Here is a 13,679-nt window from a genome sequence, read left to right on the forward strand (position 1 = left end):
GCTCAAGGCGTCGGCTCTGCCTTGACCTGGAATTCGGCGAGATCTCCCACCAGTTCTCGGCGGACCAGCACCTTCAGCAGGGTGCCCTCCTCCTGGTACTCGGTGGAGAGGATCTCGGCGTCCTCGGCGTGGAGCCGGGAGACGATGTCGCCCTGGGCGTAGGGCACCATCAGCTCCAGTGGGACGCTGGGCCGCGGGATGGAGCTGCTGATCAGTTCACGCAGCTCCTCGATCCCCTCCCCGGAGTGGGCCGAGACCACGATGGTGTGCGGTTCACGACGACGAATTCGTTCCACCACGTCCCAGTCGGCGACGTCGGCCTTGTTCAGCACGATGACCTCATCGACCTCATGGGCGTCCACTTCGGCGAGCACGGTGCGGACCGCGCTGATCTGGCTCTCGGGCTCGGGATGGGACGCATCGACCACGTGCAGGATGAGGTCGGCATCAGCGACCTCCTCCAAGGTCGAGCGGAAGGCTTCGATCAGCTGCGTGGGCAGCTGCCGGACGAAGCCGACGGTGTCTGAGAGCGTGTAGCCGATCCCATCGGGGGTGACCGCTTTGCGGGTGGTGGGGTCCAGGGTGGCGAACAGGGCGTTCTCCACCAGGACCCCGGCGTCGGTGAGCCGGTTCAACAGCGAGGACTTGCCCGCGTTGGTGTACCCGGCGATCGCGACGGAGGGCACGGCGTTGCGCTTGCGGTTGGCCCGCTTGGCATCGCGGGCCGGCTTCATGGCCGCGATGTCCTTGCGCAGCTTCGCCATGCGCGCGTTGATCCGGCGCCGATCGAGCTCGATCTTGGTCTCACCTGGACCGCGGGACCCGATGCCGGCGCTCGCGCCGCCGACCTGGCCGCCGGCCTGCCGGGAGAGCGATTCGCCCCAGCCGCGCAGCCGAGGAAGCATGTACTCCATCTGAGCCAGCTCCACCTGGGCCTTGCCCTCACGAGACTTCGCGTGCTGGGCGAAGATGTCCAGGATCAGCCCGGTGCGGTCAATGACCTTGACCTTGACGATGTCCTCCAGGCCACGGCGCTGGGAGGGGGCGAGCTCGGAGTCCACCACGACGGTGTCGGCACCGAGATCAGCCACGGCCACGCGGATCTCTTCGGCCTTGCCGGAGCCGAAGAAGGTGCCTGGATCGGGCTTGGCTCGGCGCTGCAGGAAGCCGTCGAGCACCGTGGAGCCCGCGGTCTCAGCAAGGGCGGAGAGCTCGCGCAGCGAATACTCTGCCTCGGCGACGGTGCCCTCGCCCCAGAGCCCGGCGAGCACCACGCGCTCCAGGCGCAGCTGCCGGTATTCGACTTCGGAGACGTCCTCGAGCTCGGTGGAGAGCCCATCGACTCGGCGCAGCGAGCGACGTTCCATGAGCTCGAACTGCTCGCCGTCGGACTCGGAGTGCGCGGTCTCACCGGCGATTTCGCGGGCCTGTTCACCCAGGATGCCGCGACGTTTGAAGCTCGAGTCAGCCTCGAATCGGGTGGTCCGTTTCGGCGCGTCTTCGCGTGCGCGATCAGCCGCGAGGATCCGTTCGATGGTCGCATCGACGGAGGACTGTTCGGCGGTCGGCGTCGTGGCGTCCTCGGGGGTCTCCCCTGAGGGTGCGGGCGTGTGCTTCTGCTTGGTCATGATCTCCTTAGGACCAGTTTTCGGGCTGGCCCTGCCCGTCGTGGATCTCCATCCTACGTTCGACCCTGGACACGGTTAAGTGTGTGGGGCGGCTGTGGAGATCGGGCGGGGCTTGTTCAGGGGTGTGGATGGTGTCCGTTCGGCCAGTACCCGGATCCGCAGGAGGGATCCGAGATGGCGCAGTCCGGCGGACGCGCGGCGTCGGCGTGGAACGGCACTGCCGACTCAGCGAGCCGGCCAGATGGCGAAGGGGTGACTCAACCGCGCGGGCGGGAGTACGTCAGGTGAATCCACATGACGAGGAGTCTACTACGATTCACCCTGTGAACTCCCAGCATTATTTCTCCGCCTCCCCCGAGGGGCCCTTCACCCGCCGGTCCATGAGCGTCACCCTGGGCGGCAGCGAGGTCTCCGTGTCCACCGCCGGGGGGATCTTCTCCCCCGATGGTGTGGACAAGGGCACGGCCGTGCTGCTCAAGCACGCTCCAGATCCGGCCACCCAGGGCCACCTGCTCGACATCGGGTGTGGCTGGGGTCCGTTGGCGCTGACTCTTGCGATGCGCTCACCAGAAGCCACGGTCTGGGCGGTGGACGTCAATGAACGTTCCCGCATCCTGTGTGCGGAGAACGCGGCGGCGCTGGGCCTGAGCAACCTGCGCGTGCTGGCACCCGAGGAGGTGCCTCAGGACATCGAATTCGACACCATCTGGTCCAATCCTCCGATCCGTGTGGGCAAGGAGGTGCTTCACGGGATCTTGGAGCACTGGCTGCCGCGGCTGAGCCCCGGGGGCGAGGCCTGGCTGGTGGTCCAGAAGAACCTCGGCGCTGACTCTCTGCTGTCCTGGATCACCACGATGCTCGCCGGCGTCGCCGGAGAGTTCCGGAGCGGGCGTGCCGAGACTGCAAAGGGCTTCCGGCTGCTGCGGATCACCCGCAGCTGAGCGCAGGGCCTGCCGGCTCATCGTCCTTGCGGGGGCGGCAGTTCACAGATCTGGTGAGCGGGAGGCGCGGCTGTTCAGGCGAGGGTCCCGGTGAGCACCAGCTGAGCTGGTCCTGACAGCTCCACATCCTCGGCCCCGTCCTCACGGGCGGTGAATCGGACCGTCACCTGTCCGCCGGGGACGTCGACCCTCCAGAGGTTGACCGTGTCATCTGCGGCCCAGACCCGTACCGCAGCGGCCGCGGCGCAGGCGCCGGTCCCACAGGACATGGTCTCCCCGACCCCGCGTTCGTGCACGCGCATACGCACCCGACCCACGGCCTGACCGTCCGCATCCTGCGTGACCAGCGGTTCGGCGGGGACCACGAACTCCACGTTGGTCCCCGCGGGTGGAAGCGGATCCACCTTGGGCGCCTCGTGGAGGTTCAGGTCCTTCAGCGTCGTCTCGTCACCAAGGGCGACGACGGTGTGCGGATTGCCCATCGAGATGCTCAGGGCCGGCCGGGGCTCCTCGAGCCCGGCGGCGATCACCAGGGCGTCAGAGGCATTGGTGGCGGCCTGCTCGGGGTCAAGGAAGGACCACACGCCCATGCCGATCGCGTAGCCTTCGGGCACCTTGCGCACGCTGCGCAGCCCGGCCCGGGTCAGGACCGGCAGCTGCTGACCCTCGAGGAGCTGCACCAGGTCTTGATGGATCAGGAAGTGTGCGAAGGCGCGCACGCCGTTGCCGCACATCTCGGACACCGAGCCGTCGGAGTTCCGGTAGTCCATGAACCACAACGGCGCCTCGTCGGTGCTGCTCAGCTCGGGGGCCTCGGCGAGCAGCCGGGAGACCACGGCGTCGCCGGCGACCCGATGCGCGGGCACTGCCCGGATGAGCCCGTCGCCGCCGATGCCGAGGTGCCGGTCGCAGAGCGCGGCGACCTGGTGTGCTTCCAGCGTCTGCTCCCCCGCGGGGTCCGCGATCATGACGAAGTCATTGCCGGTGGCGTGGGCCTTGGTGACTGCGGTGCCGCGCAGGGCCTCCAGGCCGGTGAGGTGATGGGCCACGCGGTTCTCCTTCGTTGCTGCGTCGGTGCGCTGCTGCTGGGATTCTGTGCTGCTTGGACGGGTGCTTGCTGCTGAGGTGTTCAACGCTGGGCGCGCCGTATCGCTTCCAGGGCCTGCCCGCAGAGGTCTTCGGAGGGCGCGGGCAGCCAGGTCACGCGGGGGTCGGCGCGGAACCAGGTCTCTTGCCGGCGGGCGAACTTGCGCGTGGCGGTCGTGGTGGATTCGATGGCCTCGGCCAGGCTGAGCTCGTCGTCGAGGACCTGAAGGAACTGCTGGTATCCGATGGCCCGAGGTGCGGTGCGTCCGCGGCGCAGCCCGGCGTCGTCGAGCCGGCGCACCTCCTCGAGCAGGCCTTGTTCTTCCATGCGTTGCACCCGGTGGGCGATGCGCTGGTGCAGCAGGGACCGGTCCACGTCGAGTCCGAGCTGCACCACCGGTTCCAGGCTGGGCTCGTGGATTCGCTGCGGCATGAAGGAGGAGAAGGTGCGCCCGGTGAGCAGCACGACCTCCAGGGCGCGGATCAGGCGACGGTCATCCTTGATGACAGCGGCGGATTCAGGGTCCAGCTCGCGCAGCTCCAGGCGCAGAGGCGCAGCACCCTGCTCCTCGAGTCGCCGGGTCAGGCGGCTGCGCAGCTCTGGGTCGGTGGGCGGGAATTCGATGACGTCGATCACGGCGCGCACGTAGAGCCCCGAGCCTCCGACCATGATCGGGGTCTTGCCGCGGGCCCTGATCTCACCGATGACCCGGCGCGCCTGCTCTTGGAAGTCCGCGACCGAAGCCTCCCGAGTCACGTCGAGGACATCGAACAGGTGGTGCGGCACGGCCCCAGCCTCGTCCGGCGTGACCTTGGCGGTGCCGATGTCCATCCCCTGGTAGAGCTGCATGGAATCCGCGTTGATGATCTCTCCGTCGAGGCGCTCTGCCAGCTCGATGCCTAGGGCGGATTTTCCGGAGGCGGTGGGGCCGACCAGGACGATCAGCGGGGCCGTGGGCGCTGCGGCTACAGGGGCCTCCGTGGTGGTGCTCAGCGGCGAGAGCTCATCAGCACGCATCAGGAGGCGGGACGCAAGGTCGGCATGCCGAGGGAGACTGCGGGGTGGGTCCGCCCACCTGCGTGGTGCCCACTCCGCAGGAGTCCGCCTGCCAGCGGTCCCAGGCCTCGCCGGCGGGTGAGCGGCGAAGTCGGTAGTCTCCCGGCCCTGCCGGATCCGCGAGCAGGTGGAACCCGGCGGCCTCGGTGATGGTGACCGTGACGAAGTCCCCGGGACGCGGGGAGCTGGCCCCGGCGGGCACGGTGAAATGCACCAGCCGGTTGTCCCGCGACCGCCCGCTGAGCCGTCCGGTCTCGCGGGATCTCGTCCCGGCGTCGGCAGTGACCAGCAGCTCCTGGGAGCTGCCGACGAGCTTGGCGTTCTCTTCGGCCCCGATGCGGTCCTGCAGGGCGCACAGGCGTTCGAAGCGTTCCTGCACGACCGCCTTGGGGATCTGATCCTCCATGGTGGCTGCCGGAGTGCCGGGGCGGGGTGAGTACTGGAAGGTGTAGGCCGAGGCGAAACGGGACGCCTCCACCACCCGCATGGTGTCAGCGAAGTCAGCCTCGGTCTCCCCCGGGAACCCGACGATGATGTCGGTGGTCACCGCGGCCTCCGGCATGGACTCGCGCACCTTCTCCAGGATCCCGAGGAACTTCTTGGATCGGTAGGAGCGGCGCATGTCCTTGAGGACCTTGTCCGAACCGGACTGCAGCGGCATGTGCAGCTGGGGCATGACGTTGGGGGTTTCGGCCATGGCGTGGATGACGTCATCGGTGAACGACGCCGGGTGGGGGCTGGTGAACCGGACACGTTCGAGTCCTTCGATCTCTCCGCAGGCGCGCAGCAGCTTCGCGAAGGCACCGCGGTCGCCGAATTCTACGCCGTAGGTGTTCACGTTCTGGCCCAGCAGCGTGACCTCCACGGCACCGTCGGCGACGAGCGCGCGGACCTCTGCCAGGATCTCTCCGGGGCGACGGTCGCGTTCCTTCCCGCGCAGCGCCGGCACGATGCAGAACGTGCAGGTGTTGTTGCAACCCACGGAGATGGACACCCAGCCGGAGTGCACGGACTCGCGTTTGGTCGGCAGGGTCGAGGGGAAGGTCTCAAGGGCTTCAAGGATCTCGATCTCGGCCTCGGCGTTGTGACGGGAGCGTTCCAGCAGCGTGGGCAGCGAACCGATGTTGTGGGTGCCGAAGACGACATCGACCCAGGGAGCCTTCTTCTGGACGGTCTCCTGGTCCTTCTGTGCCAGACAGCCGCCGACGGCGATCTGCATGCCCTCGTGCTCGGCCTTGGTCTGGCGGAGCATCCCGAGATGTCCGTAGAGCTTGTTGTCCGCGTTCTCGCGCACTGCGCAGGTGTTGAAAACCACCAGGTCCGCAGTGGCGCCCGGTTGCGCGGGGCCGTAGCCGGCATCCTCGAGAAGCCCGGACATCCGCTCGGAGTCATGCACGTTCATCTGACACCCGAAGGTGCGCACCTCGTAGGTGCGTCGGCGCGTCGTCGCCGGATGCGCGTCTGCGGCAGAGGCCTCGACTCGGTCGGGATCTGCTGCGGTGGTCTCGGCGCGGTCCATCAGTGCATCACTCATTGCAGTGGATTCTACTCGCCCGAATGCTCCTGGATCATCTCTCGGACGATCTGGAACGCCGCCCCTGGGGAGTGACCTCGGCGGGCCAGCATCGAGACCAATCTCCGGGTGACCTTGTCCCGTTCAGCGCGCTCCTCCGGGCTGGGGCCGGTGGGCACGGGTTTGCCCTGGAGCTTGCGTCGGACGAGTTCCCGTGCCGCAGCACCCTCATCCTCGGCGCTGATCTGCTCCAGCGCATCCTGGGCCACCAGCTCGCTGATGCCCTTCTCGCGCAGTTCCCGCCGCAGCGCAGACTTGCCGAGATTCTTCAGCTCATGACGACCCCTGACCCAGGTCCGGGCGAAATCGGTGTCATTGACCAGATGGACCTCTTCCATCCGATCCAGCACCCGACTGATCACATCTGGGCTGAACTCCTTCTCCTTCAGCGCCACGGCGAGCTGGTGCCGTGACTTAGGGGAGCCCGTGAGTCGGCGCAGCACGACCGCGCGGGCCTTCTCGTACTGCTCCTCGGGTCGAAGTGCGGCCATCCCGTCCGCGGGCGACTCAGGCTCCGCCTCTGCGGGGGGCTCCGTCTCCGCGTCAGCCTCGACGGGGGGCTCCGCCTCCGCCTCCGCGTCAGCCTCGGGCCCAGTCTCAGCCTCAGGCCCAACCCCGGTCCCCGTCCGAGGCTCGGCCTGGAGCTCGGTTGTGACGGACTCTCCCGCCGAGAACGAGACGGGGTCCTCCGAGAGCTTCTCCGGCTCTATGAGAGGACGTGCCTCGGCGGAGGCCACGAACTCGAGGTCACCTGATTCAAGATCGAGGAACTCCTCGTCGGTGGATTCATCCTCATCAGATTCAGTCTCACCAGATTCACCGACGACCCCAGAGGCGGCAGGATCGGAGTCAGCGCCTGCAGCGGCTCCCGAGCCCGACTGATCCGAGCTGGCTCCGGTGGGCTGGGCCTGAGCAGGTTTGACCTCGACCGGCGCGACGGACACCGAGGTGTCCACCACCAGGAAGTCGGGAACCGGGGCGTCCGGGTCCCGCTCCTGGATGCTCGTCATGGCAGCCCGCAGCGCTTCGATCCTCTGCTGCTGATCACCCATAGTCGCCTCCTATCAGGCGTCGACGGCCTTTAGCGCGGGTCCACCCTCTTCTTCCAGTGGGGCGAGCAGACCGAGCTTCTCTCGAATGCGACGCTCGATCTCATCAGCAAGATCGGGGTTGTCCTTGAGGAAGGTGCGCGCCTTCTCCTTGCCCTGGCCCAGCTGGTCCCCGTCATAGGTGAACCATGCGCCGGACTTCTTCACCAGGCCGTTCTCCACGCCCACGTCGATCAGGCCACCCTCGCGGGAGATGCCTTCGCCGTAGATGATGTCGAACTCGGCCTGCTTGAACGGCGGGGCCATCTTGTTCTTCACGATCTTGGCGCGGGTCCGGTTGCCCACCGCGTTGGTCCCCTCCTTGAGGGTCTCGATGCGGCGCACGTCCACGCGGACCGAGGCATAGAACTTCAGCGCCTTGCCGCCGGAGGTGGTCTCCGGGGAACCGAAGAAGACTCCGATCTTCTCGCGCAGCTGGTTGATGAAGATCGCGGTGGTCTTGGTCTGCGAGAGCCGGCCGGCGATCTTGCGCAGCGCCTGCGACATCAGGCGAGCCTGGAGACCCACGTGGGAGTCGCCCATCTCACCCTCGATCTCGGCGCGCGGCACCAGCGCGGCGACGGAGTCGATCACGACGATGTCGATCGAGCCGGAGGAGACCAGCATGTCCATGATCTCCAGCGCCTGCTCGCCGGTGTCCGGCTGGGAGACCAGAAGCGCGTCGGTGTCCACGCCCAGCTTCTGGGCGTACACCGGGTCCAGGGCGTGCTCGGCGTCGATGAAGGCCGCGATTCCGCCCATCTTCTGGGCGTTGGCCACTGCGTGCAGGGCCACGGTCGTCTTGCCGGAGGACTCGGGGCCATAGATCTCTACGACACGGCCGCGGGGGAAGCCGCCGATGCCGAGGGCGGCGTCCATGGCGATCGAGGAGGTCGGGATGGTCTCGATGGGCGCTCGAGTCTCATCACCCAGACGCATGACCGAACCCTTGCCGTACTGCTTGTCGATCTGTGCCAGCGCTGCTTCAAGCGCCTTCTCACGATCTTTGCTGACTGCCATGATTCACCTCGATGACTCGTTGTATGTATGTGGTGCCAGATTAGGCGGACCCTCTGACATGCCCTCGTGCACGGGCAGACGATGTGCATCCAACCGGATCGACTCCGCAGCATGGGCCTCTGGGGAAAACTCTAGCGCATCGAATCGAACATATCTTCGACTACCGCCCGGCGTGTCCGACCGGGTCCTCGCTGCGCCCGCCCCGCCTCCGGGGTCCGGCTCAGCTCTTGGGCACGATGTCTCGTCCGAGCCGCCGATCAGCGGGGACATCCTGTTGGTCACACACGGCGTCCCAGACGTCGCGAGGGCTCACTCCGGCCTGCAGAGCGGACTTCACCGTCAGCTGATACTGGCTCAGCACCAGCGAGTCGGCGAGCACGTGGGCGTAGTTCGGTCCGAACTCGCCCTCCATGAGGAACCAGAATCGACTTTCTCTCACGAAACCCTCTTGTCTGTGCTGTCCTGGGCCCCATGGGGCGCGGCTGAACCGTCCGAGGACCGGTCGGGCCCGGCCAGGCTCACGGCTGCCGGGATCTCCGAGCCCTGGGCGAGCGCGGGGTCCTGCTCGGCGTCGAATTCGGTGTAGGCCTGGTTCAGCTTGGCCAGCAGCTTTGAGAGCGTCTGGATCTCCAGCTCCTGCCAGGGGGTGAGCATCTGCAGGTACCGCTCGGCTCGGTCTGCCTGCGCAGACTCCAGGCGGGCGCGGCCCTCCTCGGTGAGCGAGACCATCTGGGCCCGCCCGTCTGCGGGGTCGGTGGCCTTCTCGACGAAGCCGCGGTTCTCCAACGTGCTGAGCTGCCGCGAGAGCGTGGGCTTGCCGATCCCCAGGTGCCGGGCGATCGCGGTCATCCGCTGCGGCCCCATCTGCTGGAGCGTGGCGAGCACGGAATAGGATGCCGGCTCGATCTCCGAGTCGATCTGCCGCGCCAGCTGCAGGGCGTTGAATCGTCGCCGGACGAAGAGTCGGTTGAACTCCTGCTCCAGCTCGTGGACCTTCGCGCGTCGATCAAAACTTTCCATGAGCAACAGTCTAAGACAGCAGAGGAGGGCCGCCCTATAGGGCAGCCCCCCGATGCTGAATCCCGGCCTGCTCGCTCACCGCTTCGCGTCAGACGCTTCGCTGCTCGCTCATGCCGGGCGGATCCGCGCGGCTCCGTCGGTGGAGTCTTCAGGACCCGCTGCGGGCGAGTTCTTCTCGGGTCAGTGCGTCCGGCACACGGTCCGGGACGACGCCGCCGCCGAACTCGCGCTGGAACTCGGTAGGTACGGTGTCGGGGACGTGGAGACCCTCGGCGGTGGCGATGCGCTCTGCGACCTGGGAGAGCATCGTGGACAGGGGCACCTCGAGCGCCGAGCAGATCGAGGCCAGCAGCTCCGAAGAGGCTTCCTTCTGCCCGCGCTCCACCTCGGAGAGGTATCCCAGGGACACCCGCGCATCGTGGGAGACATCGCGCAGGGTGCGGCCCTCGGCCTGACGAATGCTGCGCAGGACGTCACCGATCTCTTGACGCAGGACCACGCCCTTGGATTCTCGCGGCTGGGTCGTGGCGACGCCGTCGACGTCCATATCTTTCCAACGGGTCACGCCGTTGACGGTGACTGGTTGTCTCACCATGGACTCACTCCTCTTTCGGTATGTTCCACCTGTCATCAACGGTCTTCGCAGGTGTTTTCTTCCCGGGACGGCTGAAGGTGCCTGCTTTCCTACTCTAGTCCCGATCCCCGATGCCGTGCGGTTCGGTCAGCAAGAAGTCTTCGACGAGCTTCAATGCCCCCTCTACCGAGGCGGCTCGGATCTCCCCGCGGTCACCGTGGAGATCCAGCAGCAGGGAGCCGGAGAGCCAGGTCTGGGCCGCTTCGGGGCTCAGCCCTGCCGCGGCGGGTTCAGCGCCGGCGGGCAGACTCAGTCCAAGCCGCTGGGCAGAGGTCTTTCTGCAGGCCAGACCCAGGTACACGGTTCCGACGTCCTTGCCCTCATGCGCCTCGGGGCCGGCCACACCGGTCGTGGCGATGCCGATATCGGCGCCGGTCACGGACGCGACGCCGCGCGCCATGGCGGCCGCGACGTCCGGGTCCACGGCTCCGCGGTCCTGGAGAAGCTGCGCGTCGACGTCGAGAACATTACGCTTTACGGCGCTGGAATAGGCGACCACGCCGCCCAGCAGCGCCACCGAGGTGCCGGGCACCTCGGCGATCCGGGAAGACAGGCCACCGGCGGTCAGCGACTCGGCGGTGGCCAGCGTGAGGTCGCGGTGACCCAGGCTCTGGATGACGGTGCGCGGCTCGGTCCGGCGCTCGGCGGCGCGCGCCACCTCCCCGGCGTGGCCGGACACCTTGCCAGACGCCGCCTCAGACACCGAGTCAGACGCCGAGCCAGACACCGCGCCAGACACCGCGCCGGGCTCTTGGGAGAAATCAGTCATGATCGCGGTCCAGGAGTGGATCGGCCGATGGCGGGGCGGCACGCTCAGCCCGCACTCGGCGGCGCATCCTGATCGCGGAGATCAGATAGTCCACTCCGGTGACCACGGTGACGACCAGGGCAAGGATCATGATCCAGAAGGCGACGTCGGCGAGCCAAGTGGCGATGATCACCAGCGGCAGCAGCATCAGCAGCAGGCCTGCGGACTGCAGCACGGTCTTGAGCTTGCCGCCGCGGGAGGCCGGCATCACGCCATAGCGGATCACGACCATGCGCAGCACGGTGACACCGAGCTCGCGAGCCAGGATCACCAGGGTCACCCACCAGGGCAGCTCCCCGAGCAGCGAAAGCATGACCAGGCCCGCACCGATCAGCAGCTTGTCGGCGATCGGATCGGCGATCTTGCCGAAGTCGGTGACCAGATTCCGAGACCGCGCGAGATCGCCGTCGATCTTGTCAGTGAGCACCGCAAGGGCGAAGACCCCGGCAGCGGCCCAGCGCCAGCCGCCGTTGGTGGCCTCCCCGGAGCCGCCGAACACCTCTCCCTGAGCGTCGAGCACCAGGAGCCAGATGAAGACCGGGACCAGCGCGATGCGGACCATGGTCAGGATGTTGGCGATGTTGAGCAGCGGCGGTTCAGCCGGTGGCCCGGTCTGTGCGGCTGGTTCACGCGGTGTGTCAGTCATGAGTCTCTCAGCGTCCGGTCAGTTCCCACATGTCCTCGCCGGACGTGGAGTCGTGCCCGTCATGATAGTCCCTCGCCTCGGGCAGGGCTGCGGTGCGTTCGGCGAGATCGCGGGCGATCAGATCGGCGCTGGAGAGCGAGGCCCGGCTGACCTGGCGCTGACCGACGGCCTGGGTGGGTGCGGTCTGCGTGGGCTCCGCGCCGCGCCGCGAGGTGTAGTCCTCGACCTCGCGCGGCTGGACCTGCTGAACCTGGGTGGGCTGGGTGGCGGGGTGGTCCACCGGGTCCGGTGCTGAGTCCGCCGACAGCGCCGAGACCGGCGAGACCGGCGAATAGCCAGAAGGGGCAGAGGGACCCGAGACCGCAGAGCCCGATGAGACCGCCGTGTAGCCGGGAGCCGCAGAGCCGGGCCCTGCGGCCGGCGCGGGACTCGGGGCGGTGGGAGCACCTTGAGCTGCGCCGCCGATGATGCCGCTCGGCGCGGTCTGCACCGACTGGCCCGGCTCGTATTCGATGCCGGTGTTGTCATAGGCCTCTGGGGCGTCCTCGCTGGGTGCCGCCGCACGCGGCTCCTCGCCGCGCATCATGGCCAGCAGGCCGGGAAGCTCCTCCGGGGCGACCAGCACGTCACGGGCCTTGGAGCCCTCGGACGCGCTGACCACGCCGCGGGATTCCATGAGGTCCATCAGGCGACCGGCCTTGGCGAAGCCGACGCGCAGCTTGCGCTGGAGCATCGAGGTGGAGCCAAACTGCGTGGTGACCACGAGTTCGGTGGCCTGCAGGAGCACATCGAGATCGTCGCCGATGTCCTCGTCGATCTTCTTGGCGACCTTCTCGGGCACCACGTCTTCGCGGTACTGAGCCTTGAGCTGAGACTTCACGTGCTCGACCACGGCGTGAACCTCGGAGTCGTTGACCCAGGCCCCCTGCACGCGCATCGGGTTGGGCCGGCCGGCGGGCAGGAACAGGGCGTCGCCCTGTCCGAGCAGCTTCTCGGCACCCACCGAGTCCAGCACCACGCGAGAGTCGGTGGAGGAGGAGGTAGCGAACGCCATCCGGGAAGGGATGTTCGCCTTGATCAGGCCGGTGACCACATTGACCGAGGGACGCTGGGTGGCCAGCACCAGGTGGATGCCGGCGGCTCGGGCGAGCTGGGTGATGCGCACGATCGAGTCTTCGACGTCGCGCGGGGCCACCATCATCAGGTCGGCGAGCTCGTCGACGATCACCAGCAGGTAGGGATAGGGGCGCAGGTCGCGCTTGGAGTCCGGGGGCAGCTGGATCGCGCCGTTGCGCACGGCCTTGTTGAAGTCATCGACATGCTTATAGCCGAAGTGGGCGAGGTCGTCGTAGCGGTTGTCCATCTCCTTGACCACCCACTGCAGCGCCTCGGCGGCCTTCTTGGCGTCGGTGATGATCGGGGTGACCAGGTGCGGGACACCTTCGTAGGCGGTGAGCTCCACCCGCTTGGGGTCCACCATGACCAGGCGCACCTCATCGGGGGTGGCACGCATCAGGATCGAGGTGACCATGGAGTTCACGAACGCGGACTTGCCCGCACCGGTGGCGCCTGCGACGAGCAGGTGCGGCATCTTCGCCAGGTTGGCGACGACGAACCCGCCCTCCACATCCTTGCCGACACCCATGACCATCGGGTGCTCGGTCTTGCGGGCCGCGTTGGAGCGCAGCACGTCGCCCAGGGCGACGACTTCCTTGTCCTTGTTCGGGATCTCGATGCCGATGGCTGATTTGCCGGGGATCGGGGAAAGGATCCGGACCTCATTGGAGGCCACGGCCAGGGAGATGTTCTTCTCCAGACCGGTGACCTTCTCCACCTTGGTGCCCGGGACCAGCTCCACCTCGTAGCGGGTGACGGTGGGACCGCGGGAGAACCCGGTGACCTGCGCCTCGACCTTGAACTGCTGGAAGGTCTGGTTCAGCGCATGGACGATCTCATCATTGGCGGCGGTGTGTTCCTTCGCCGGCGGGCCCGAGGGCAGCAGTCCCTGTTCGGGCAGGGTGTAGGTGACGTCGCCACCGAGGGTGAGCTGCTCGGAGCGCACCGGCATGGCGGCGGCCGGGGCTGGTGCCTCGGGGTCGGGGTTGCGCTTGAGAGCGGCGGAGGACGGAACGCTCGACGGCGGCACGGCAGGAGCCGCGGCAGCTGCCGCGGCGGGGG

The 13,679-nt window shown here is 67.6% G+C and carries 12 protein-coding genes and 1 pseudogene; 1 reads left to right on the forward strand and 12 read right to left on the reverse strand.

From position 1 onward, the window contains the following. Positions 1–2: 2 nt before the first annotated feature. The gene (hflX, locus tag BG28_RS06615; protein WP_036475041.1) at positions 3–1,628 is read right to left on the reverse strand and encodes a GTPase HflX; all 1,626 of its coding nucleotides are present in this window, start codon (positions 1,626–1,628) and stop codon (positions 3–5) included. Between the two features lie 323 nt (positions 1,629–1,951). On the opposite strand from hflX, the gene BG28_RS06620 reads away from it, so the two are divergent. Further along, positions 1,952–2,569 carry a class I SAM-dependent methyltransferase gene (locus BG28_RS06620; protein WP_036475044.1) on the forward strand — a complete coding sequence of 206 codons (618 nt, stop codon included), beginning with the start codon at positions 1,952–1,954 and terminating at the stop codon, positions 2,567–2,569. Positions 2,570–2,643: 74 nt separating this feature from the next. Here BG28_RS06620 and dapF read toward each other — a convergent pair whose 3' ends face one another. The 11 genes and pseudogenes from dapF to BG28_RS06675 form a co-directional block, all read right to left on the reverse strand. After that, a complete protein-coding gene (gene dapF, locus BG28_RS06625) occupies positions 2,644–3,618 on the reverse strand; it encodes a diaminopimelate epimerase (RefSeq protein WP_036475046.1) in 975 nt (324 codons plus the stop codon). An 80-nt stretch (positions 3,619–3,698) separates the two neighbouring features. Beyond that, positions 3,699–4,673, reverse strand: coding sequence for a tRNA (adenosine(37)-N6)-dimethylallyltransferase MiaA (gene miaA, locus BG28_RS06630; protein ID WP_084479522.1), 975 nt, complete (start codon positions 4,671–4,673; stop codon positions 3,699–3,701). Beyond that, positions 4,673–6,114, reverse strand: a pseudogene (gene miaB, locus BG28_RS06635) (tRNA (N6-isopentenyl adenosine(37)-C2)-methylthiotransferase MiaB). Before miaB ends, miaA begins: the two are co-directional and overlap by 1 nt. A 143-nt stretch (positions 6,115–6,257) precedes the next feature. Further along, positions 6,258–7,337, reverse strand: coding sequence for a regulatory protein RecX (locus tag BG28_RS16195; RefSeq protein ID WP_235181006.1), 1,080 nt, complete (start codon positions 7,335–7,337; stop codon positions 6,258–6,260). Between the two features lie 12 nt (positions 7,338–7,349). Continuing rightward, complete coding sequence (gene recA / locus BG28_RS06645) at positions 7,350–8,393, reverse strand: recombinase RecA (protein WP_036475049.1); 1,044 nt, start codon at positions 8,391–8,393, stop codon at positions 7,350–7,352. A gap of 220 nt (positions 8,394–8,613) precedes the next feature. Continuing rightward, positions 8,614–8,832, reverse strand: coding sequence for a DUF3046 domain-containing protein (locus tag BG28_RS06650; protein ID WP_036475052.1), 219 nt, complete (start codon positions 8,830–8,832; stop codon positions 8,614–8,616). Further along, a complete protein-coding gene (locus BG28_RS06655; RefSeq protein WP_051501098.1) occupies positions 8,829–9,413 on the reverse strand; it encodes a MarR family winged helix-turn-helix transcriptional regulator in 585 nt (194 codons plus the stop codon). The genes BG28_RS06650 and BG28_RS06655 overlap by 4 nt, the downstream gene beginning before the upstream one ends. Positions 9,414–9,561: 148 nt before the next feature. Further along, complete coding sequence (locus BG28_RS06660; RefSeq protein ID WP_036475055.1) at positions 9,562–10,008, reverse strand: helix-turn-helix domain-containing protein; 447 nt, start codon at positions 10,006–10,008, stop codon at positions 9,562–9,564. Between the two features lie 94 nt (positions 10,009–10,102). After that, on the reverse strand, positions 10,103–10,816 hold the full coding sequence (locus tag BG28_RS06665; protein ID WP_200869310.1) for a CinA family protein: 714 nt from the start codon (positions 10,814–10,816) through the stop codon (positions 10,103–10,105). Beyond that, complete coding sequence (gene pgsA / locus BG28_RS06670; protein WP_051501099.1) at positions 10,809–11,501, reverse strand: CDP-diacylglycerol--glycerol-3-phosphate 3-phosphatidyltransferase; 693 nt, start codon at positions 11,499–11,501, stop codon at positions 10,809–10,811. Before pgsA ends, BG28_RS06665 begins: the two co-directional genes overlap by 8 nt. 7 nt (positions 11,502–11,508) lie before the next feature. Then, positions 11,509–13,679: DNA translocase FtsK (locus BG28_RS06675; protein ID WP_235181007.1), on the reverse strand; the 2,171-nt coding region annotated here is incomplete at its 5' end.

This window comes from Nesterenkonia sp. AN1, assembly GCF_000582475.1.
Classification (GTDB): Bacteria; Actinomycetota; Actinomycetes; order Actinomycetales; family Micrococcaceae; genus Nesterenkonia; species Nesterenkonia aurantiaca.